21 protein-coding genes are annotated in these 20,715 nt (G+C 62.5%); 2 read left to right on the top strand and 19 right to left on the bottom strand.

Annotated features, from left to right (window positions below):
• Nucleotides 1-210 precede the first annotated feature (210 nt).
• Both EDC35_RS15330 and EDC35_RS15325 read left to right on the top strand, forming a co-directional pair.
• On the top strand, nt 211-828 hold the full coding sequence (locus EDC35_RS15330; protein WP_132978145.1) for an EF-hand domain-containing protein: 618 nt from the start codon (nt 211-213) through the stop codon (nt 826-828).
• A gap of 86 nt (nt 829-914) precedes the next feature.
• Complete coding sequence (locus EDC35_RS15325; RefSeq protein WP_424565298.1) at nt 915-1,859, top strand: cation diffusion facilitator family transporter; 945 nt, start codon at nt 915-917, stop codon at nt 1,857-1,859.
• Between the two features lie 43 nt (nt 1,860-1,902).
• On the opposite strand, the gene EDC35_RS15320 is transcribed toward EDC35_RS15325, so the two are convergent.
• The 19 genes from EDC35_RS15320 to EDC35_RS15230 form a co-directional block, all read right to left on the bottom strand.
• On the bottom strand, nt 1,903-2,694 hold the full coding sequence (locus tag EDC35_RS15320) for an ABC transporter permease (RefSeq protein ID WP_132978144.1): 792 nt from the start codon (nt 2,692-2,694) through the stop codon (nt 1,903-1,905).
• Nucleotides 2,691-3,338 (bottom strand): ABC transporter ATP-binding protein, encoded by a 648-nt coding sequence (locus EDC35_RS15315; protein WP_132978143.1) that lies wholly within the window; start codon nt 3,336-3,338, stop codon nt 2,691-2,693. Before EDC35_RS15315 ends, EDC35_RS15320 begins: the two co-directional genes overlap by 4 nt.
• On the bottom strand, nt 3,338-4,069 hold the full coding sequence (gene trmB, locus EDC35_RS15310) for a tRNA (guanosine(46)-N7)-methyltransferase TrmB (RefSeq protein WP_132978142.1): 732 nt from the start codon (nt 4,067-4,069) through the stop codon (nt 3,338-3,340). Before trmB ends, EDC35_RS15315 begins: the two co-directional genes overlap by 1 nt.
• A 23-nt stretch (nt 4,070-4,092) precedes the next feature.
• Nucleotides 4,093-6,354, bottom strand: coding sequence for a DUF1631 domain-containing protein (locus EDC35_RS15305; protein WP_132978141.1), 2,262 nt, complete (start codon nt 6,352-6,354; stop codon nt 4,093-4,095).
• 318 nt (nt 6,355-6,672) lie between these two features.
• Entirely contained in the window at nt 6,673-8,505 is a 1,833-nt protein-coding gene (gene glmS, locus EDC35_RS15300) for a glutamine--fructose-6-phosphate transaminase (isomerizing) (protein WP_132978140.1), read from the bottom strand.
• A gap of 241 nt (nt 8,506-8,746) precedes the next feature.
• Nucleotides 8,747-10,108, bottom strand: a complete 1,362-nt coding sequence (gene glmU, locus EDC35_RS15295) for a bifunctional UDP-N-acetylglucosamine diphosphorylase/glucosamine-1-phosphate N-acetyltransferase GlmU (protein ID WP_132978139.1) — start codon at nt 10,106-10,108, stop codon at nt 8,747-8,749.
• Between the two features lie 122 nt (nt 10,109-10,230).
• Nucleotides 10,231-10,653, bottom strand: a complete 423-nt coding sequence (locus EDC35_RS15290; RefSeq protein WP_132978138.1) for a F0F1 ATP synthase subunit epsilon — start codon at nt 10,651-10,653, stop codon at nt 10,231-10,233.
• 12 nt (nt 10,654-10,665) lie between these two features.
• The gene (gene atpD, locus EDC35_RS15285) at nt 10,666-12,048 is read right to left on the bottom strand and encodes a F0F1 ATP synthase subunit beta (protein WP_132978137.1); all 1,383 of its coding nucleotides are present in this window, start codon (nt 12,046-12,048) and stop codon (nt 10,666-10,668) included.
• Between the two features lie 100 nt (nt 12,049-12,148).
• Nucleotides 12,149-13,012, bottom strand: coding sequence for a F0F1 ATP synthase subunit gamma (gene atpG / locus EDC35_RS15280; protein WP_132978136.1), 864 nt, complete (start codon nt 13,010-13,012; stop codon nt 12,149-12,151).
• Between the two features lie 174 nt (nt 13,013-13,186).
• Entirely contained in the window at nt 13,187-14,728 is a 1,542-nt protein-coding gene (atpA, locus tag EDC35_RS15275; RefSeq protein ID WP_132978135.1) for a F0F1 ATP synthase subunit alpha, read from the bottom strand.
• A gap of 14 nt (nt 14,729-14,742) precedes the next feature.
• Nucleotides 14,743-15,282: a F0F1 ATP synthase subunit delta gene (locus EDC35_RS15270; RefSeq protein ID WP_132978134.1), complete on the bottom strand. Its 540-nt coding sequence runs from the start codon at nt 15,280-15,282 to the stop codon at nt 14,743-14,745.
• Between the two features lie 12 nt (nt 15,283-15,294).
• Nucleotides 15,295-15,765, bottom strand: a complete 471-nt coding sequence (locus EDC35_RS15265) for a F0F1 ATP synthase subunit B (protein ID WP_132978133.1) — start codon at nt 15,763-15,765, stop codon at nt 15,295-15,297.
• Nucleotides 15,766-15,846: 81 nt separating this feature from the next.
• Nucleotides 15,847-16,098 (bottom strand): F0F1 ATP synthase subunit C, encoded by a 252-nt coding sequence (gene atpE, locus EDC35_RS15260; protein ID WP_132978132.1) that lies wholly within the window; start codon nt 16,096-16,098, stop codon nt 15,847-15,849.
• 161 nt (nt 16,099-16,259) lie between these two features.
• Nucleotides 16,260-17,129 (bottom strand): F0F1 ATP synthase subunit A, encoded by an 870-nt coding sequence (gene atpB, locus EDC35_RS15255; RefSeq protein ID WP_132978131.1) that lies wholly within the window; start codon nt 17,127-17,129, stop codon nt 16,260-16,262.
• 10 nt (nt 17,130-17,139) lie between these two features.
• Nucleotides 17,140-17,520: an ATP synthase subunit I gene (locus tag EDC35_RS15250; protein ID WP_132978130.1), complete on the bottom strand. Its 381-nt coding sequence runs from the start codon at nt 17,518-17,520 to the stop codon at nt 17,140-17,142.
• 97 nt (nt 17,521-17,617) lie between these two features.
• Nucleotides 17,618-18,568 (bottom strand): ParB/RepB/Spo0J family partition protein, encoded by a 951-nt coding sequence (locus EDC35_RS15245; RefSeq protein ID WP_132978129.1) that lies wholly within the window; start codon nt 18,566-18,568, stop codon nt 17,618-17,620.
• A gap of 11 nt (nt 18,569-18,579) precedes the next feature.
• Nucleotides 18,580-19,368 carry a ParA family protein gene (locus EDC35_RS15240; protein WP_132978128.1) on the bottom strand — a complete coding sequence of 263 codons (789 nt, stop codon included), beginning with the start codon at nt 19,366-19,368 and terminating at the stop codon, nt 18,580-18,582.
• A 7-nt stretch (nt 19,369-19,375) separates the two neighbouring features.
• On the bottom strand, nt 19,376-20,038 hold the full coding sequence (gene rsmG, locus EDC35_RS15235) for a 16S rRNA (guanine(527)-N(7))-methyltransferase RsmG (RefSeq protein WP_207896267.1): 663 nt from the start codon (nt 20,036-20,038) through the stop codon (nt 19,376-19,378).
• Between the two features lie 182 nt (nt 20,039-20,220).
• Nucleotides 20,221-20,715 (bottom strand): IS630 family transposase (locus EDC35_RS15230; RefSeq protein ID WP_132978127.1); only part of this gene is annotated, 495 nt, incomplete at its 5' end.

The raw sequence follows: 20,715 nt of genomic DNA, 5'->3' as shown, positions 1-20,715 counted from the left end.
CTGCCAATCCGCTCAGGGAGCCTTCCGATCTTTTCCAGCCTCACCCATCACGAAAACCTGATCGGGGCAAAACCACGATTTCTTCACTTTTACCCAAGCCTTTTGGACCACAATACAGATAGCCTGTGTGCCGAAACGCCAAGACATCCGCGTTTTCGGCACGCCGGATCTGGAGTGAACCGATCTGTCATCACGCACGGAGACAACACGATGAACAACATGACCCGCACCATCAGTCTTGCGCTGGCCGCTGTCTGCTGCACCCTGCCCGCACTTGCGCAGCCGCCCATGAATCAACCAGCGCCCGGTCCGCTGTCCTTTGCCGCCTTCGATCTGGATGGCAACGGCATTGTGACCCCTCAGGAATTCGAGACCGTTCACGGACAGCGCATGGCGGCACGCGCCGCCACCGGCGCGCCGATGCGTGGCGCGGCCAATGCGCCCACCTTCAAGGACTTTGATTTGAATGGCGATGGCCAGTTGACGCCGGGCGAGTTCGCCACCGCGCGTCAGACCATCATGCAAAGCCGTCCAGGCATGGGAATGGGACCAGGAATGGGTCGCGGCATGGGCCGGAACATGCCGACCTTTGCCGAATTCGATCTGAACGGAGATGGGAGCCTGACCGAAAAGGAGTTCAACGAGGCGCGGGCCAACCGCATCAAGGAGCGCTCGCAACAGGGTTATCCGATGCGCAATCTTGCCAACGCCCCGACGTTCAGCGACATTGATCTCAATCGCGACGGCCTGGTCAGCCCGCAGGAATTCGCCACCTCACAGACCCGGCATCAGCAACAGATGATGCCGCCGGTACCACCAGCGCGCTAATCGCAAACGATTATTTTCTTTGTGTCCTTTGCGCCCTTGCGGTTCAAAATGCCGGATTTATGGCAGACAATTCATGAGGTTGGTTTGTGAACGAATCCGAACCGCAGCCCGCCGCGCGCCTGACCGCCGCCGAGACCGGCAACCTGCTGAAGCTGGCAACCTATGCCTCGGTCGCGACGGCACTGGTGCTGATCCTGGCCAAGCTCGTCGCCTGGCTGATGACCGGCTCGGTCAGCGTGCTGGCCTCGCTGGTGGACTCGGCGATGGATGCCGGCGCCTCGCTGATCAATCTCTTTGCGGTGCGCTGGTCGCTGATGCCGCCGGACGCCGAGCATCGTTTCGGCCACGGCAAGGCCGAGGCGCTGGCGGCGCTGGGTCAGGCGACCTTCATCGCCGGCTCGGCGCTCTTTCTCGGTCTCCAGGCGCTCGACCGCCTGATCCATCCGCAGCCGGTGGTCGAGATCGGCGTCGGGCTGTTTGTCATCGGCTTTGCGATGGCCGCGACTCTGGGGTTGCTGGCGATCCAGCATTATGTCATCCGCCGCACCAGCTCCACCGCGATCCGCGCCGACGCGCTTCACTATGGAACGGATCTGGCGACCAACGGCGCGACCCTGCTGGCCCTGACCCTGGCCAGCGCCGGCTGGTCCGGCTTCGACCCGCTGCTGGGGCTGGCCATCGGCGTCTATATCCTCTACAGCGCGGCGCAGATCGGACGCGAGGCCATCCAACTGCTGATGGATCATGAACTCCCCGAACCGCAGCGCCGTCACATCACCGAGCTGGCGCGCGCGGTGCCGATGGTGCGCGGGGTGCATGATCTGCGCACCCGTCAGTCGGGCCAGTCGCTGATCATTCAGCTGCATCTGGAACTCGATGATCAACTGCCGCTGCTCGCCGCCCACCGGATCGCCGATGAAACGGAGGCGCGCATCCGCGAGCACTATCCGAACTCAGACATCCTCATCCATCAGGATCCGGTTGACATGTATGAGCAGCGTCGCGGCAGGGATCAACAGTCGTCAGAATAATGATCTGACGGGAACTGTTCAGGATCAAGCCTGCCAACTGGAATCAAACCAGCCGATCCAGCCGCAGGCGCTGACGCTCGTCGAAGAGCCGACGTGAGCCGATCCAGACGGCGGCGACCGAGCCGAGTCCGGTGCCGGACGCAATCAGAAACATGATGAGCAGTTGATATTTGGCCGCCTCCAGCGGCGGGCTGCCGGCGAGGATCTGACCGGTCATCATGCCCGGCAGACTCACCAGACCGGCGGTGCCCATCGCATTGACGATGGGGATCAGCCCGGCGCGCAGCGCCTCGCGGCGGATGTCGGCAATCGCCTCTTCCCAGGTTCCGCCAGCCAGCAGTCGAGCCTCGATCCGGCCACGGGATTCCCAGGCCTGACGGGTGAGGCTGTCGAGCGCGATGGCCACGCCGCTCATGGTGTTGCCGAGCAGCATGCCGAGCAGCGGGATCAGGTACTGGGGCTGGTACCAGGGATCGACCCCGATGATGACGGTGAGCGCCAGCAGGGTTACGGTGAACGAGGACAGAAACATCGAAAAGGCGCCGATGCCGTACCCCCAGGGGCCGCGATAACGGCGCTTCTGCCGCTGCATCACCTCCAGACCCGCCGCCGACAGCATCACCAGCGCCATAAGCGCGATCAATGGCAGACTGGTCTGCGCAAACAGCACCTTGAGCACCAGCCCCACCAGCATGAGCTGCACCGTGCTGCGCGCCGCCGCGATCAGCACCCGTCGCTCGATCCCGAGACGCAGCCGCCAGGACATGGCAGCCAGCAGCAGTACCAGGATGGACGCAAGGGCCAGATCCCAGGGACCGAGATGAATCAGGGTCATGATTCAGGCTCCAGGTGTCCGTCCTGAATGACGAAGGCGCGTCCGCCGGGCCGCTGATCGAGCCCCCGACTGAGCCGGCTGCGCTGCTCGGGATCGTGACTGACCCAGAGGACGGCGGCCTGGGCGTGCTGACGATAGGTCTCGATCAGGATCTCGGCCCGGTCGCGACTGGCGGGATCGAGATTGGCAGTCGCCTCGTCGAGCAGCAGCGCCTCGGGCTCCTGCGCCAAGAGTCGCACCAGCGCCAGACGCTGACGCTCGCCGGTCGAGAGCCGGCTGATCGACCAGCTCAGGACATCGGGCGCGAAGCCGAGTCGGGCGAGCCAATCGAGGACGAGTGGTGTCGTGGCGGCAGCCGTCCGGGCGCGGGGCAGATGCTCGCCCACCGACTCGGCCCACCAGCAGGATTCAGCCGGCAGCAGACCGACCCGGCGTCGCCAGTCCGGCGGGGTCATGCGCGAGCGGGCCTCGCCGTTCAGCCAGACTTCGCCTGTATTGGGATCCAGATCAGCAATCGCCCGCAGCAGCAGACTTTTGCCCGCACCGGAGGCACCGGAGAGAAAGACCAGCTCGCCGGCCGCTAGGGTCAGATCCACCGGCGCCAGGAGCCGATGGCCGATGCCGTCGAGCCGCAGCCCGGCCATCAGCGGCGCCGGAACACCAGATCATGAACCCGATGCCCGAGCCGCTCGCCGCGCTGCTCGAATTTGGTCAGTGGCCGCGCCGCCGGACGTGGCGCGAACTGGCCCTGACCGGCGGTGTTCTCGAACCAGTCAGGGATCGATTCCAGGGTTTCCAGCATCTGCTCGGCATAGGGTTCCCAATCGGTCGCGGCGTGAAAGATTCCGCCTGACCGGATTGCACGCGCCAGCAGTGGCATCAGCGCCGGGCCGAGGATCCGCCGTTTGTGGTGACGCCGCTTGTGCCAGGGATCGGGAAAGAACAACTGCACCCCATCCAGGGCTGCCGGCTGGATGCCATCACGCAGTACCTCGACGGCATCGTGACGGATCAGACGCAGATTGGTGAGCCCGCGCCGCTCAATCTCCAGCAGCAGATGGCCCACGCCCGGACGATGCACCTCGATACCGAGCCAGTTGCGGGCTGGATCCTGTGCCGCCATTTCGGCCAGCGAGTCGCCGTTGCCGAAGCCGATTTCGAGTACGACCGGGTGATCATTGCCGAACAGGGTCGCCAGATCGAGCGGAACGCCCGGCGTCCAGTCGCAGCCGAACCGGGGCCAGAGTTCACGGAAGGCGCGCTCCTGAGCGAGGGTCAGCCGCCCCTCGCGCAGCACGAAGCTGCGGATGGTGCGACGGGGTGGCGAATCGGTGGAACCGGGCAGAGCAGAGACGTCAGATTCTTTTCTATGCATTGGATGTCAGAACATTGCGGGCATCAGTCGGCATCCTGCGCGCCCGGAGTCACTTTTTCCAGCATCTGCGCAACCGCGCGTTCGGTCAGCGGATTCTGACTGAGCAGACGTGCAGATCCTTTGCGCAGATGTTCGGCCAGACTTGAAGCGGCGAGGGTCATGGCGTTCTCTCCCTGGCGATTGGTGAAGAGATAAACGCGCTTGAACTCGCTGACCCAGCTCAGTCGCAGGGTGTTGCGGGTGCCCCGGAAGCTCTGGAATTCGATCCAGGCGCCCGGCTCCAGCGCCTGCACCAGCCGCAGATGACGATCAGCCGGATCGCCCGCTGGCAGCGGCGACGGCGGCGGCGCTGGCGGCGGGCTCGGCAAAGGACTGGCCTCCGTCATCTCAGGCGGGGCGTCATTGTGCAGTGCCGCCATGTGCAGACGAATGAGTTCGCTGAAGAAATCGTCCCAGGCGCCCTCGCACTCAGCCCGCTCCAGACCGCTGCGGAGTCGCTTGAGCAGATCGGGCAGCAGCGCCAGCAATCGATTACGCTCGGAGGCACCGTTTTTCGGCTCGACACTCCAGATCAGCTCATCCATCAGACGAATCGCCTCAGACCAGTCCGTGCTGGTTTCGCCTGTACGCACGAAGGTCTCGATCAGCACCGGTCGCCAGTTCTGCGACAGGAAATGGGCAATCAGCGGTGGCATCTGACGATGATTGAGGCGCAGATCGACTTCCGCACCAACCCGGCTCGCCGCGACTTCCTGGCGCTCGCGCACGGCGAGCTGATCGACCATCGGGGTGGCCTTGCCCCGCGCGCGATCTTCCTCGTCATGCAGAAATTCCTCGATCTTATCGACCTGGGCCGCAAAGATCTGGGTGTCAGACTCGAACCCATCGACCACCGTCTCGACGATGGCGTGGATCTTGGCGAGCAGACGCGGCTCGTCGTTTTCATTGCGACCGATGCCGGAATTGGCGATAGCGTCGAGCAGACGGCGGGCCGGATGTTTGCGATCCGAGAAAAAACCCTTGTCGAGCAGCGCCACCTTGAGCACCGGGATCTGCAATTTGGCAATCTCGGCGCGCATGGCCGCAGACAGATCCGGATCGTTGAAAATGGCGTCGAACAGCATCGACACGATATCGATGGTCATGGCATCCATGGGATGCGACCAGTTGGCCATCGGCGTAGCGCGGATCTGTTGCAGGACGTTGGTCTGACCGGGATCAATCCGCACCGCGCCCAATCCCGGCAGGGTGCGCGGATCGGTCTGTCCGCGCTGGAGACCGTTGAGCGCATCGACAAGCTGGTTGACACCGACAGCCGCTGGCGGCAGCGTGGCCGGACCAGGAGGCAGCGACGCTCCCGGCTGCCATCCCGTCTGGGCGCCCGGAAACGCCTGTGCGGCCTGGAGCGCGTTCGACGTCTGAATCGCCTGCAACAGACGATTGAAGATGTCTTCATTGACGACGGCGGCTGGAGCTGCACCAGACGGCGTCTGGCCTGATGTCGGCGCCGCCCATTGCGAGGGTGCGGCGCCGGATACGTCCGCATTGCCGGATGCCTGGGACGTGGACAGTGGCTGGTTCGCCGCCAGCGGGATGGTCGGCAAAATACCGGATTGCGCCAGCGATTGATTGAGATCGGCGTAGATTCCGGGAAGCGCGGCAGCGGTTTGCCGCTCGAACGACTGGAGCAGGGCCAGCGCAAGCTGACGGTCGAGATCCATCCCGGTCAGCGCCTGAAGCATGGCGTTGAACAGATGTTCCGGATGCAGCGGGTTGTCATCCTGGCTGATGCGCTGCAAGCGCAGCAGCGCCGCAAAACGGCGGTCGAGCGGAACCAGTTGCTGGGAACAGTTGAAGGCCGCGCGCGTCGAGAGCTTGCCGATGGCGAGATCCTGCTCGAAATCGTCGTTATCGACCAGGCGCAGCTCGTCGGGGCCACGGAGGCTGGGACGCGGACGCCCTGTTGTCAGCGCCGCAACGCTGGCATCGAAACCGGCAACATAGGCGCTGCTGAACTGTTGCAGCAGAGGCTGGGCGCGATTGGCGAGAAAATGCATGGCGGCGAAGCAGATCTGCTGCTGCTCCAGGTTGATCGCCCGGTCAGCCATGCCGATGAACTCGTCGTTTGCCTGCCCGATACGCTGAAGAAAGACCGTCGAGACGCCCTGCACCAGCCGGTCCCGGCACATGGCGAGAAGAGAGGCCGACTCCCCGGACAATTCGGTCGTCGCGGCGTGATCGCGAGCCGCGAAGGGGACGACATTGGAGGTAGTTGTCTCAGCCATGGGGCGGTATCCCGATCGGTCAACCCTGATGAAGTCTAATGCAGATGCCTCCTGGGCCGGGAGATCGGACGACGGTCGCCGGCCATGACGCCCGACCGAGGGGACAGCGCCGCATCCGGCGAGGATGCGGACTTTAGTTCGTTCCGGCTTTTAAGCGAGTTCAACCGGCAGCTTGCCTAATCCCATTTTATCGATTTGGCGTCACCCGGTTTGGGAACCGGATCGCAATTCTGCAATTTAAACCGCGTCCAGATTCTCAGGTGCTGCACCAGGTTTCCAGTGCATGCGAGGCAGCGCCCTGCACGCTGGATGTGCGCCTTATTCGACCGTCACCGATTTGGCAAGGTTGCGTGGCTGGTCCACATCCGTACCCTTGAGCACGGCCACATGATAGGCGAGAAGCTGGAGCGGCACGGTGAAGATCAATGGATCGAGCAGATCGTCGGTCTCGGGCAGACGAATCACGGTCACACCATCGCCCTCCTCCATCGGCACCTGAAAATCGGCGAAGACATAGAGCTGACCGCCACGCGCGCGCACCTCTTCCAGGTTGGACTTGAGCTTCTCCAGCAACGCATTGTTGGGCGCCACCGCGACCACCGGCATGTCCTCGTCGATCAATGCCAGCGGGCCATGCTTGAGCTCGCCCGCCGGATAGGCCTCGGCATGGATGTAGGAGATCTCCTTGAGCTTGAGCGCGCCTTCCATCGCAATGGGATACTGTTCGCCGCGCCCGAGAAAGAGCGTGTGGTGCTTATCGACGAACTGCTCGGCGAGCGTGGCGATGCAATCGTCCAGCGCCAGAACCTCTTCGATCTTGCCCGGCAGCGCACGCAGCAGCGCCACCAGCCGCGCCTCTTCGGTCTCGTCGAGCCGGTTGAAACGGCCCAGGGCCAGGGTCAGCAGCAGCAGGGCAACGAGCTGGGTGGTGAAGGCCTTGGTGGAGGCAACGCCAATCTCAGGGCCGGCATGGGTGAGAAAGACCAGATCGGACTCGCGCACCAGCGAGCTTTCGGGGACGTTGCAGATGGCGAGCGTGGTGTCATAACCGGACGCCTTCGCCAGCCGCAGCGCCGCGAGGGTGTCGGCGGTCTCACCCGACTGGGAGATGGTGACGAAGAGCCCATGCTGAGGCACCACATGAGCGCGGTAGCGGTATTCGCTCGCGACCTCGACCTGACAGGAGAGACCGGCGATGGATTCCAGCCAGTAACGGGCGACCAGCGCGGCATGGAAACTGGTGCCGCAGGCAACGATGGTAACAGCCTGGATACGGCTGAAAAGCTCGCCCGCCTGATTGCCGAAGGTCTCGGGCAGCACCCGATTGCCGGCGAGGCGTCCCTGAAGGGTGTCAGCAATCGCCTGCGGCTGCTCGAAGATCTCCTTGAGCATGAAATGACGATATGGACCGCGCTCGGCGGCGTCAGCGGCAACCGATGAGACCTTGACCGGACGTTCGACCGGGAGACCGTCACGATCCCAGATGCGCACGCTATCAAGCGTCAGTTCGGCGATGTCGCCTTCTTCAAGAAAGATGAAACGATTGGTGACCGGTAGCAGGGCAAAGACATCCGAGGCGATGAAATGCTCGCCGAAGCCGACCCCGATGACCAGCGGACTGCCCTGACGCGCCGCGACCAGATGCTCGGGATCCTGAGCATCGATCACACCCAGCGCATAGGCGCCGCGCAGACGGGCGGTCGCGCGACGCACCGAGTCGATCAGATCGTGACCAGCCGCCAGTTCGTCATAGATGGCATGCACCACCACCTCGGTATCCGTCTCGGAGGTAAAACGGTGTCCGGCGGCGGTCTGTTCGCGACGCAGGACCTCGTGGTTTTCGATGATGCCGTTATGGACCAGGGCGCAGCGGTCGCGGCAGACATGCGGATGCGCGTTGTGGGTCGCGGGTTCGCCGTGGGTCGCCCAGCGGGTATGGGCGATGCCCAGGGTGCCGGGAAGCGGACGGGCGGCAACCTCTTCGCTCAGGCGTGCGACCTTGCCGAGGGTGCGGGTGCGGTGCAGTTGACCCGTCGTGTCGAGCACTGCAATGCCGGCTGAATCATAGCCCCGGTATTCGAGCCGTCGCAGCCCTTCGAGCAGGATGGCAGCAACCGGACGTTGGGCGATGGCGCCGACGATTCCGCACATGATCTATCTCCCGGGTGTTTCAGCCTAAAAAAGCAGTCTGAACCGCAAAGCGCGCAAAGAACGCAAAGGATTTCAGAATTTTATCTACTGTCGGCTTCACCTGATAAATGAAGCACGCAACATCTTTTTCTTCGTGTTCTTTGCGCCTTTGCGGTTCAAACTGCCGGGTCAGTCGTTACGTCGATCATGCGCGGAAAACCGGGCATGAAAGCGGATGTATCCAGCTCGCCGTCTGCCGTCGTTATTTTTTCAAAGGCCGCCGCCACCCCTCGACCGTGACCTGGGGCGCGCGGGTCAGCGTGAGCTGCTCAGGCGGCGCATCGCGCGCAATGATCGAGCCCGCGCCGATGGTGGCGCCAGCCCCGACGTTTACCGGCGCGACCAGGGCGCTGTTGGAGCCAATGAAGGCGCCATCGCCGATCCGGGTCTTGGATTTGTTGACGCCGTCATAGTTGCAGGTGATGGTGCCGGCGCCCACGTTGACGCCCGCCCCGACCTCGGCATCGCCCAGATAGGTCAGATGATTGACCTTGCTGCCCTGCCCCAGACTGGTTTTCTTGATTTCGACAAAATTGCCAACATGGGTGTCGGCGGCCAGACGCGCCTCGGGGCGCAGACGGGCGAAGGGTCCGATGTGTGCGTTCGCGCCCACTTCGGCGCCGTCGATGACGCAGTTGGCCAGGATCTCGGCGCCGGGACCGATGACGCAGTCTTTGAGCAGACAGTTGGGACCGATGCGCACACCGGCGGCCAGTCTGACCTCGCCCTCAATGATGACATTGATGTCGAGACTGACATCGGGTGCGGCATGGAGCACCCCGCGCAGATCAAAGCGCGCGGGATCAGCCAGGGTCACGCCGGCGCGCATGAGCCGCTCGGCAGCATGGCGCTGGTAGATGCGCTCCAGTTCGGCAAGCTGCACCCGGTCATTCACCCCGGTCACTTCAGCAATGCAGGTGGGTTGGGCGGTCGCAATCATCACGCCCTCCCCGGCTGCCAGTGCAGTCACATCGGTCAGATAATATTCGCCCTGGGCGTTGTCGTTGCCGATCCGCGCCAGCCAGCCGTCCAGACAGGCACGATCCGCAATCAGAAAGCCCGTATTGATCTCGCGGATGGCCCGCTCCGCTGGCGTGGCGTCTTTTTCCTCGACGATCCGGGTCACGCAACCATCGGCATCGCGCAGAATGCGGCCATAGCCGGTCGGGTCGGGCAAATCGGCTGTCAGCAGACCCAGGCGAGTGTCCGCACTCACGGCGATCAGACGCTGGAGCGTTTCAGGCTCGATCAGCGGCACATCGCCATAGAGCACCAGCACCCGGTCCATATCGGTCATCGCCGGCATCGCCTGCATGACCGCATGGCCCGTACCCTGCTGCTCGGCCTGCTCGACCCAGCGACAGTCGTAACCGGACAGGGCCGCCTGGACCTGCTCGCCGCCATGCCCGAAGACCACCACCCGACACTCGGCGCCGATGAGGTTCGCGGCGTCGAGGACATGCGCCAGCAGGGGTTTGCCGGCCAGCGGATGGAGCACCTTCGGGAGAGCGGAGCACATCCGCCTGCCGAGACCGGCTGCCAGTATCACGACACCAAGTTTCATCCGACGACTCCCATGGATCTCGTTCTCAGCGCAGCGCACATAAGCAAACGCAAACGCCCCCGTTGTCCGAACCGGGGGCGTCTGTCAGGGTGCCGGGCATCTGGATGCCCGGATGCGTTTGCTTAACCCGCTGTCTTGCGCAGCTTCTCAATCGCACGAAGCTGGGCAACGGCCTCGGCCAGCTCCGACTGGGCCTTGGCGTATTCGAACTCGGCGGTCTGGCCGGCGAGTGCATCTTCGGCCCGACGCTTGGCTTCCATCGCCGCCGCTTCGTCCAGATCGCGGGCGCGAATGGCGGTATCGGCCAGCACCGTCACCAGATTCGGCTGCACCTCCAGCACGCCGCCGGAGACATAAAAATGCTCCTGCTCGCCCTGCTCGTTCTGCACCCGCACGTCACCGGGACGGAGCCGGCTGATGAAGGCGGTATGACGCGGGGCGATACCCACCTCACCCAATTCCGCCGTCGCATAGACCATGGTGGCGGAACCGGAGTGGATGGCGCCCTCGGCGCTGACGATATCGACGCGGATTGTCATTGCCATGGGAAATCCCCCTTAGTTGGCCATCTTCTTGGCCTTCTCGACCGCTTCCTCGATCCCGCCAACCATGTAGAACGCCTGCTCAGGCAGATGATCGTACTCGCCGTTGACGATCGCCTTGAAGTCCTTGATGGTGTCCTTGACGGACACGAACTTGCCCGGCGAGCCGGTGAAGACCTCAGCCACGAAGAAGGGCTGCGACAGGAAACGCTGAATCTTGCGCGCCCGGGACACCGCCAGCTTGTCGTCGTCCGAGAGTTCGTCCATGCCGAGAATGGCGATGATGTCCTTGAGTTCCTTGTAGCGTTGCAGGATGCCCTGCACCGCACGGGCGGTCTCGTAGTGCTCGGGGCCGACCACGTTGGGATCGAGGATACGGCTGGTGGAATCCAGCGGATCCACGGCGGGATAAATGCCCAGCTCGGCGATCTGACGCGAGAGCACCAGGGTTGCGTCCAGATGCGCGAAGGTGGTGGCCGGCGAGGGGTCGGTCAAGTCATCCGCCGGGACGTACACCGCCTGGAAGGAGGTGATGGAGCCGGTGCGGGTGGAGGTGATGCGCTCCTGCAGGGCGCCCATCTCGGAGGCCAGGGTCGGCTGGTAGCCCACGGCGGAAGGCATACGGCCCAGCAGTGCGGACACCTCGGTACCGGCCAGGGTGTAACGGTAGATGTTGTCGATGAAGAGCAGCACGTCGCGCCCTTCTTCGCGGAAGTACTCGGCCATGGTCAGCCCGGTGAGTGCCACGCGCAGACGGTTGCCCGGCGGCTCGTTCATCTGACCATAGACCAATGCCACCTTGTCGAGCACGTTCGACTCCATCATTTCATGATAGAAGTCGTTACCCTCGCGGGTCCGCTCGCCGACGCCCGCGAACACCGAGAAGCCGGAGTGCTCGGCGGCGATGTTACGGATGAGTTCCATCAGGGTGACGGTCTTGCCGACGCCAGCACCGCCGAAGAGACCGACCTTGCCGCCCTTGACGATCGGCATGATGAGGTCGATGACCTTGATGCCGGTCTCCAGGATCTCGGTGCTGGTCGATTGATCTTCCAGCTTGGGCGCGGACCGATGGATCGACCAGCTCTCCTCGGCGCCGATGTCACCCTTTTCGTCGATGGCATTGCCGAGCACATCCATGATGCGGCCCAGGGTCTTCTGACCGACCGGCACCTGAATCGGCGCACCGGTGGCGCCGACCGCGACGCCACGTTGCAGGCCGTCGGTCGAGCCCATGGCGATGGTGCGGACCACACCGTCGCCGAGCTGCTGCTGAACCTCAAGCGTCAAACCCGCCGAGTCGATTTTCAGCGCCTCATAAACCTTGGGCATCGCGCCACGCGGGAACTGCACGTCCACGACGGCGCCGATGATTTCCACCACGTTACCGGAACTCATAGTCTTTTCCTCTTGCCTTGCGGCATCTAGCGATTCTGTCTGGATCTGATCCTGTGCCGCGAACGTCCCGGGCAGGGTCGCCGACGGCGGCTGGCAATGGTCAAACCGCGGCGGCGCCGCTCACGATCTCGGAGATTTCCTGGGTGATCGCGGCCTGGCGAGCCTTGTTGTAGATGAGCTGCAACTCACCGATCAGGTTGCCGGCGTTGTCCGAGGCGGATTTCATCGCGACCATGCGGGCGGCCTGCTCACAGGCACTGTTCTCGACCACGGCCTGATAGACCAGCGATTCGAGATAGCGTGTGAGGAGGGCGTCGAGCACCGTGCGGGCATCCGGCTCGTAGATGTAATCCCAGTGATAGGGCAGCCCGTCATGCTTGCCGCCGACGATGGGAACCAGTTGGCGGATCGTCGGACGCTGCGTCATGGTGTTGACGAATTCGTTGCCCGCGATATAGATCGCGTCGATCTCGCCCGCCTCGAAGGCATCAAGCATGACCTTGACCGTGCCGACCAGATCCTCAATGTGCGGCTTGTCGCCGAGATGGGTCGCCTGTCCGAGCACGGTGCCACCAAAACGCTTGAAAAAACCGAGCGCCTTGGAGCCGATGGTGCAGAAGACGGGTTCAATACCAGCGGCACGCTGCTCCTTGATCTCGATCACCAGACGCCGGAACAGATTGCTGTTCAGGCCGCCGCAGAGACCGCGATCCGAGGACACGATGATATAGCCGACACGCTTGCGTTCACGCTCCACCGCCATGAAGGAGTGGCGATATTCGGGCGTGGCGTTGGACAGATGACTGATGACCTGGAGCATCTTTTCAGCATAGGGCCGGGAGGCGGACATGCGGTCCTGGGCCTTGCGCATTTTAGACGCCGCGACCATCTGCATGGCCTTGGTGATCTTCTGCGTGCTCTTGATGCTCGCGATCTTGGTGCGGATTTCTTTGGCGCCTGCCATTATTCAGCTCCCAGCCTCCAGTGACCGGCCACCAGCCTGTTGTCTGGGGGGATGGAGGTTCGATACGTGTCAATTCGTTAGCTCTCAGCCTCCAGCCGCCAGTCTCCAGAGGAGACTGGCGGCTATTTACCAGAGCTCCCAGCCTCCGGCTGGAGGCTGATCGCTGGCGGCTGTTTACCAGGTATTGTTGGCCTTGAAGTCCTTGATGGCGGCGTGCATACCCTGGGCAATCTCGTCATTGAAATCGCCAGTTGCATCGATCTTCGCCAGCAACTCGGCCCGCGCGGACTTGATGTAGCTTTGCAGTGCATGCTCGAAATCGACGACCTTCTTGACATCCACGTCATCAAGATAGCCTTCGTTGGCGGCAAACAGCGAGATCGCCATCTGACCGACGCTCATCGGCGAATACTGGAACTGCTTCATCAGCTCGGTGACACGCTGGCCGCGCTGCAACTGCTTGCGGGTCGCCTCGTCCAGGTCAGACGCAAACTGCGAGAAGGCCGCCAGTTCGCGGTACTGAGCGAGTGCCAGACGGATACCGCCGCCGAGCTTCTTGATGATCTTGGTCTGGGCCGCGCCGCCGACACGGGACACCGAGAGACCAGCGTTGATGGCCGGACGGATACCCGAGTTGAAGAGGTCGGTTTCGAGGAAGATCTGACCGTCGGTGATGGAAATCACGTTGGTCGGCACGAAGGCGGACACGTCGCCGGCCTGGGTCTCGATGATTGGCAGTGCGGTCAGCGAACCGGTCTTGCCCTTGACCTTGCCGTCGGTGGCCTTCTCGACATAGTCGGCGTTGACGCGCGCGGCGCGCTCCAGCAGACGCGAGTGGAGATAGAAGACGTCGCCCGGATAGGCTTCGCGACCCGGCGGACGGCGCAGCAGCAGCGACACCTGACGATAGGCCCAGGCCTGCTTGGTCAGGTCGTCATAAACGATCAGCGCGTCTTCGCCCTTGTCGCGGAAGTACTCGCCCATGGTGCAGCCGGCATAGGGGGCCAGGAACTGCATGGCGGCGGACTCGGCGGCGGCGGCGGCAACGATGATGGTGTGATCCATCGCGCCATGCTCTTCGAGCTTGCGCACCAGTGAGGCAATGGACGAATTCTTCTGTCCGATCGCGACATAGATGCACTTAACGCCAGTGCCCTTCTGATTGATGATGGCGTCAATGGCGACGGCGGTCTTGCCGGTCTGACGGTCGCCGATGATCAGCTCGCGCTGTCCGCGACCGATCGGCACCATGGCGTCGATGGCCTTGAGACCGGTCTGCACCGGTTGATCGACCGACTTACGGGCGATAACGCCAGGGGCGACCTTTTCGATTGGGGACGTACCAGCGGCCTCGATCGGACCCTTGCCGTCGATGGGGTTGCCCAGTGCATCGACGACGCGGCCCAGCAGACCCTCGCCAACCGGCACTTCGAGCACGCGGCCCGTGCAGCGGACCCAGTCGCCCTCGGACAGATGGGTGTAATCGCCCAGGACGACCGCGCCCACCGAATCGCGCTCCAGATTCAGCGCCAGACCATAGGCATTGCCCGGAAACTCAAGCATTTCATAATACTTGGCATCGGACAGACCGTGGATACGGACGATGCCGTCGGTCAGACTGACGATGGTGCCTTCGGTGCGGGCCTCGGTCTGAAGGTCGAACTTTTCGATCTTCTGCTTGATGAGATCGCTGATCTCGGAAGGATTCAGTTGCATGGCGGTGTCCAGATTCAGAATTGCAAAGCGTGGGCCAGTTGCGTGATCTTGCTGCGGACCGAGTCATCGATGACGAGATCTCCGGTACGAATCTCGATCCCGCCGATCAGGGCGCTGTCCGTCTCGACCGTCAGATCCACCTGACCACCGAAGCGTCGCGCCAGCGCCGCAGCGAGCGTCTGCTGCTGCTCGGCATCGACCTCGAACGCGCTGCGGACCAGGACATGCCGCACGCCCTGGTCGGCGATGCGGCTGACCTCGAAGAGTCGGGCGATCTCCGCCACAGCCGCCAGACGCGCGTTCTGCACAAGCAACTGGAGGAAATTCGCGACCTCAGTCGGCAGGGCATCGCCGCACACGTCCAGGATAATGTCGCGGATACGCGAGCGGGGCACGCTCGGATTGCCGATTTGCGCAGCCAGTTGCGGATCGGATGTCACCGCTGCCAGCAGGTTGAGCGCCTCGGACCAGGCCGCAACCTGTCCGCTTTCCTTGGCGCGCTCGAACGCCGCCTCAGCATAGGGCCGCGCGATGGTGGTGATATCTCCGGCCATGGCTATTTCCCTTTAGAGCTGCTTGGCGAAATCGTTGACAAGCGAACGGTGAGCGTCGAGGTTGATCTCCTTCTGGAGGATCTTCTCGGCGGCAGCCATCGCCAGTGCAGCAACCCGCTCACGCAACTCTTCGCGTGCACGGTTGGTTTCGCGCTCGATTTCGGCCTGCGCCGCCAGCACCAGTCGATCACCCTCGGTACGGGCATCGGTCTTGGCTTCTTCGACGATCTCGGTTGCGCGCTTTTGCGCCTGACCAACGATCTCAGCCGCCGTGACCTTGGCCTCTTTCATCAATTCGAGCGCACGCTGTTCACCCAGCGCCTTTTCCTGATGACCGCGCTCGGCGGCGGCGAGACCCTCGGCGATCTTCGTCTTGCGCTCCGCCAATGCATTGACGATGGGCGGCCAGACGTACTTCATACAGAACCAAACGAAGGCCGCGAAGGCGATCATCTGGGCAAACAGAGTCAAATTGATATTCATAGCGTTGCCTCGTGCCTATGCCTCGTACCGCAGCAGGGTGAAAGGCGGATGGCCTCGACCCCGGCGGAAGCCGGATGGGTGTCAGGCAGCGAACATCAGATAGAGACCCATGGCGATCGCGATGACCGGCAGCGCATCGACCAGACCCATGACGATGAAGAACTGGGTGCGCAGCATCGGAATCAGCTCAGGCTGACGTGCGGCGCCTTCCAGAAAACGCCCACCCAGTACGCCGATACCGACGCCGGCGCCAACCGCGCCGAGACCCAGCATGAGTCCGGCTCCGATGTACTTGATGGCTGCGGCGAATGCTTGTGCGACTTCGAGTTCCATGAGTTCCCCCAGGTTAAGGTGTTGCGACTAATGGCCGATTGAAAGACGGTCGCCGCGGTTGAAAGAAAAAGAATGAATGAACAGAAAAGACAATAAGGTTTCACGCATACGGCACGCATGAAGGAAGGCCGTTTAACCGGCCCCCTTCGCGCGCATCGTCGTCAGTGATGTTCCTGATGGGCCATATCCAGATAGACGATGGTCAGCACCATGAAGATAAAGGCTTGCAGGGTGATGATCAGGATATGGAAGACTGCCCAGACGAATTGCAGCAGACCGCCAGTCAGATTGAGCACGACACCGCCGCCATAGAGCAGCGCGATCAGGATGAAGATCATCTCACCGGCATACATGTTGCCGAAGAGACGCAGTGCGAGCGAAAGGGGCTTTGACAGCAGACTGATGCCTTCGAGCAGCAGGTTGGCGGGCATACCCCATTTGCCGAACGGCTGAAGCGTCAGTTCACCGACGAACCCGCCGACACCCTTCATCTTGACGCTGTAATAGAGCACCATGAAGAAGACCATGAGCGCCATGCCAAAGGTGGCGTTGGGATCGGTCGTCGGCACCACACGCAGGAAGACATGGTGAGGATCGGCGCCGAAGACGGCCAGGAGCTGCCCGAAGAGATAGGGGATCAGATCCACCGGGATCAGATCCATGAGATTCATGAGGAAGACCCAGGCAAAAATAGTCAGTGCGAGCGGGCCAACCAGCGGGTTTTTGGCGGTGAACGAACCGCGCACATTCTCTTCAACGAAATCGACGATCCATTCGACGAAATTCTGCGCCGCGCCCGGCACCCCGGCGGTCACCTTCTCCGCCACACCCCGGAAAAAGATGATAAACAGGACCCCGAGCAGAATCGAAAAGAACATGGTATCGACATTGATCGCCCAGAATCCCATCTCGGCCGCTTCGGCGCTCGAATGCGCGAAACCGAACCCATGCTCGGGATGCACGCCAAGCGTCAGGTTGGTGAGATGGTGCTGGATATATCCCTGGGAGGTGAGCGTTTCAGAAGCAGCCATCAATCATCTCTCACTTCGTGGTTCGGTTGCCAGATTGAGCGGCGATCAGGGTCGGCGCGACCTGGATCACAAAATAGGCGCCAAGCAACGCCGGTATGTTCAGGTTGTCGAGCGTTGCAAAGGCAACGGCGAACAAAACAAGTATCAGGACAATCTTTGCGGTCTCGGCGCCATAGAAACGCAACACCAGTCGCTCCAGCGCCTGGGCGCGATAGTCGCGAAAGACCCAGACCGCAAGCAGTGCATTCGCCAGCAGGCAGACTCCGGCCCCGATCAGGACCGAAAGCGCAACTGAATCACCGAACGGCAGCGCACAGGCGACTGAAACCAAACCGAGGATTGCCTGGATTTTCAGGATCTTTCTGGCTTGGAGCGTGTCCGGCTGTTGCATCAGATCATCGTCATGGGGAGCACACATCGCTCGCCGAGCGCGGAGTATAAGGGGTTGCGGATAGAGGGTCAACGCGGCTTAATACATTTCGCTGCGATCATTTGATGTGCGCGAGAATGCCGTCAAGCTCATCCAGGGTGTTGTAGGCAATCACCAGCTTCCCCGCGCCACGGCGGCCATGCCGGATCTGCACCAGGGCGCCAAGCCGGTCGGTCAGATCGGTTTGCAGACGACGGATATTCGGATCTTCGACGGGCTCGCGCGCCGGCGTCTCATCCGCTTCGTCGGCCTGCTGCAACCGCCGGACGAGCCGCTCGGTCTCGCGCACCGAAAGCCCGGCGGCGACCACCTGTCGGGCGGCGCTGCTCTGTTCGTCTCCTTTGAGACCAAGCAACGCGCGGGCATGGCCCATTTCCAGGCGCGACTGCTCGACGTGCGCCTTGACATCCGGATTGAGGTCCAGGAGTCGCAGCAGATTGGTCACCATGGTGCGCGACTTGCCGACCGCCTCGGCGATCTGCTGATGGGTCAGACCGAACTCGCTGATGAGACGCGCCAGGGCGCCGGCCTCTTCCAGCGGATTGAGATCGGCGCGCTGGATGTTTTCGATCAGACCGATGGCGAGCGCCGTCGGCTCGTCCACCTCGCGCACCACGACCGGTATCTCGGCAAGCCCGGCCTGCTGACAGGCGCGCCAGCGGCGTTCGCCGGCGATGAGTTCATAGCGCGGCCCGCCGGCGGACGGCTCGGGCAACGGACGAACGACAATCGGCTGAATCACGCCCTGAGCAACGATTGAATCGGCCAGTTCGCGCAGTGCGTCAGGGTCGAAATCGCGACGGGGCTGATAGCGTCCCCGCTGGATGTGCTCCAGCGGCAGACGGGTCACGCGCTCGACCGCCGCATCGGGCGCGGGCGGGTCAGACGGGCGATCAGCCGCCCCGTCGAGCACGGCCACGGGAGCAGGCGCGCGCGCCGCGCCCAGCAGGGCGTCCAGGCCGCGGCCCAGACCTTTCTTCTTGATGGCGGGTTTCGGATCGATATCCATCTGCGCTCGGGTCAGGCGACGTGTTGACGTTTATCCTGACGCCGCAGCACCTCGCTGGCGAGCGCCAGATAAGCGGCCGCGCCCTTGGACAGCGGATCATAGAGCAGCACCGGCTGACCGTGACTCGGCGCCTCGGCCAGACGCACATTGCGCGGGACGATGGTGCGGTAGACCTGATCCTTGAAATGGGTGACGAGCTGGGTCGAGACCTGATTGGCCAGATTGTTGCGCGGGTCGTGCATGGTACGCAGGATGCCCTCGATGCAGAGCGTCGGGTTACGGCTCTCACGGATCTGATCGATGGTATCGAGCAGCGAAGACAGCCCCTCCAGCGCGTAATACTCGCACTGAATCGGGATCAGCACACCCTTGGCCGCAACCAGCGCATTGACCGTCAGCATGTTGAGCGAGGGCGGACAATCGATGATGACCAGCTCGTAAGCCCCCGCCGCGCCGGTCAGCACCCGGCTCAGACGCCGTTCGCGGTCGGGCGAGTCGATCAGCCCGATCTCCGCCGCCGTCAGATCCGCATTGGCCGGCAGCAGATCGAATCCGGGCGAAGGCTCCGTGATCCGTTGCAGACAGTCGGCGATGGGGATGTCGGTCAGCAGCAGATCGCAGGTCGTGTGTTCGACCTGATGCTTGTCGATTCCGCACCCCATGGTCGCGTTGCCCTGGGGATCCAGATCCAGCAGCAGCACGCGCCGCTTCATGGACGCCAGCGAGGCTGCCAGATTGACCGCCGTGGTGGTTTTGCCGACTCCGCCCTTTTGATTGGCGATGGCGATGATGTTGACCATGGTCGGCTCAATCACTCCGGATTTCGATCAAATGACGTGGCTCGTCGAGGAAAGGCACATGCAGCCGGTGCACGCTGAAGGCGCTGGACGGGAATCCCGAGTCATCCGGCATTCCGTCCGGCTCGCGGCCTTTCATCAGCAGCAGCCGACCGGGCGGCGCCAGCAACTCGGCATGCGGAATGCTCAGGATGTCAGCGGCCGCGACCGCGCGGCTGACTATGGTACTGAATTTTGTCGCTGGCCGGTATGTCTCGATACGGGCCTGCACCGGCTCGACGTTGCCCAACCCGAGATCCAGCACCGCCTGACGCACAAAACGGATTTTTTTACCGTTGCCGTCGAGCAGCCGGAAATGCCGCTCCGGCGACAGGATCGCCAGCGGCAGACCCGGCAGACCGGCCCCGGTCCCGATGTCCAGAATCTGGTCGCCAAAGAGAAAAGGATGAACCGAGAGACTGTCGAGCAGATGTCTGGCGACCATCTCCAGCGGATCGCGCACGGCGGTCAGGTTGTAAGCCTGATTCCAGCGCACCAGCAGATCGAGAAAGCGGATCAGCCGTTTGTGCTGATCGGCTGCCAGTGCCAGCCCAAGCGCCTCGCCGCCCTGGGACAACCTGTCCTTGATGAGCTGCCAGTCAGACTCGCCAGGATGATTGACGGAATTCTTCACACGAACACTCAGCCGAGAGAAATTGAACGGGATCAATAGGGTTGATCAAGACTAACATGATTTAAACCGCACCCGGCGCGGTATGCGTCAGGTTTTTGGCCTGCGCTGCTCCTAGCGGGATCGACGATTGTCGATGCCGGGCGGTTTAAGCTATACCGAGCTAATACCAATTTTTCGTTGACTCACTCACCGACAATGGCGAAGTTTTCCGTCAGCAACGATCGTAGATCACCACGATATTGGTTCGGGTGACGAAAGAAATTTTCGCAAGCGGCTTTAAAGTCAGCGAACGACTCGAAATAGCGGTTGTAGAGCACTGTCTTTTTGAAATACTTCCAGAACCGCTCGATCAGATTGAGGTTTGGCGCATAGGGAGGGAGAAAGACCAATTGCACGCGTGATGTCTTCAAGTGCTCACGAACCGCCTTGGAGCGATAGTAGCGCGCATTGTCGCAAATCACGTGAATCACCGCCGCGTCTGGATGCCGCTGCGCGATTTGCTGAAGCAGAGCAATGGTCGAGACGGCATTGACGCTGTCGTCGAAACGCACGACGGGTTCGAGGCGCTTGAGATCGATGGCACCGTTGATGTTGACGCGTCGCCGCCCGGTGTTGGAGCGGATCTCACGATCCTCGCCGCGCTTGATCCAGCCCTGGGCGATAACCGGATTGTGCTG

It is taken from the genome of Thiobaca trueperi, from assembly GCF_004342175.1.
Taxonomy (GTDB): domain Bacteria; phylum Pseudomonadota; class Gammaproteobacteria; order Chromatiales; family Chromatiaceae; genus Thiobaca; species Thiobaca trueperi.
The sequence above is the reverse complement of the archived record's forward strand: the minus strand, read 5'-3'. Positions and strand labels throughout refer to the sequence as shown.

What these genes read in the sequence shown, in the direction of transcription:
- EDC35_RS15245 (WP_132978129.1), bottom strand. Translation starts at nt 18,568, where the DNA reads ATGGATATCGATCCGAAACCCGCCATCAAGAAGAAAGGTCTGGGCCGC.
- glmS (WP_132978140.1), bottom strand. Translation starts at nt 8,505, where the DNA reads ATGTGCGGAATCGTCGGCGCCATCGCCCAACGTCCGGTTGCTGCCATC.
- EDC35_RS15265 (WP_132978133.1), bottom strand. Translation starts at nt 15,765, where the DNA reads ATGAATATCAATTTGACTCTGTTTGCCCAGATGATCGCCTTCGCGGCC.
- EDC35_RS15305 (WP_132978141.1), bottom strand. Translation starts at nt 6,354, where the DNA reads ATGGCTGAGACAACTACCTCCAATGTCGTCCCCTTCGCGGCTCGCGAT.
- EDC35_RS15240 (WP_132978128.1), bottom strand. Translation starts at nt 19,368, where the DNA reads ATGGTCAACATCATCGCCATCGCCAATCAAAAGGGCGGAGTCGGCAAA.
- EDC35_RS15330 (WP_132978145.1), top strand. Translation starts at nt 211, where the DNA reads ATGAACAACATGACCCGCACCATCAGTCTTGCGCTGGCCGCTGTCTGC.
- trmB (WP_132978142.1), bottom strand. Translation starts at nt 4,069, where the DNA reads ATGCATAGAAAAGAATCTGACGTCTCTGCTCTGCCCGGTTCCACCGAT.
- atpB (WP_132978131.1), bottom strand. Translation starts at nt 17,129, where the DNA reads ATGGCTGCTTCTGAAACGCTCACCTCCCAGGGATATATCCAGCACCAT.
- EDC35_RS15320 (WP_132978144.1), bottom strand. Translation starts at nt 2,694, where the DNA reads ATGACCCTGATTCATCTCGGTCCCTGGGATCTGGCCCTTGCGTCCATC.
- EDC35_RS15290 (WP_132978138.1), bottom strand. Translation starts at nt 10,653, where the DNA reads ATGGCAATGACAATCCGCGTCGATATCGTCAGCGCCGAGGGCGCCATC.
- atpG (WP_132978136.1), bottom strand. Translation starts at nt 13,012, where the DNA reads ATGGCAGGCGCCAAAGAAATCCGCACCAAGATCGCGAGCATCAAGAGC.
- glmU (WP_132978139.1), bottom strand. Translation starts at nt 10,108, where the DNA reads ATGAAACTTGGTGTCGTGATACTGGCAGCCGGTCTCGGCAGGCGGATG.
- atpA (WP_132978135.1), bottom strand. Translation starts at nt 14,728, where the DNA reads ATGCAACTGAATCCTTCCGAGATCAGCGATCTCATCAAGCAGAAGATC.
- EDC35_RS15270 (WP_132978134.1), bottom strand. Translation starts at nt 15,282, where the DNA reads ATGGCCGGAGATATCACCACCATCGCGCGGCCCTATGCTGAGGCGGCG.
- atpE (WP_132978132.1), bottom strand. Translation starts at nt 16,098, where the DNA reads ATGGAACTCGAAGTCGCACAAGCATTCGCCGCAGCCATCAAGTACATC.
- atpD (WP_132978137.1), bottom strand. Translation starts at nt 12,048, where the DNA reads ATGAGTTCCGGTAACGTGGTGGAAATCATCGGCGCCGTCGTGGACGTG.
- EDC35_RS15315 (WP_132978143.1), bottom strand. Translation starts at nt 3,338, where the DNA reads ATGGCCGGGCTGCGGCTCGACGGCATCGGCCATCGGCTCCTGGCGCCG.
- EDC35_RS15250 (WP_132978130.1), bottom strand. Translation starts at nt 17,520, where the DNA reads ATGCAACAGCCGGACACGCTCCAAGCCAGAAAGATCCTGAAAATCCAG.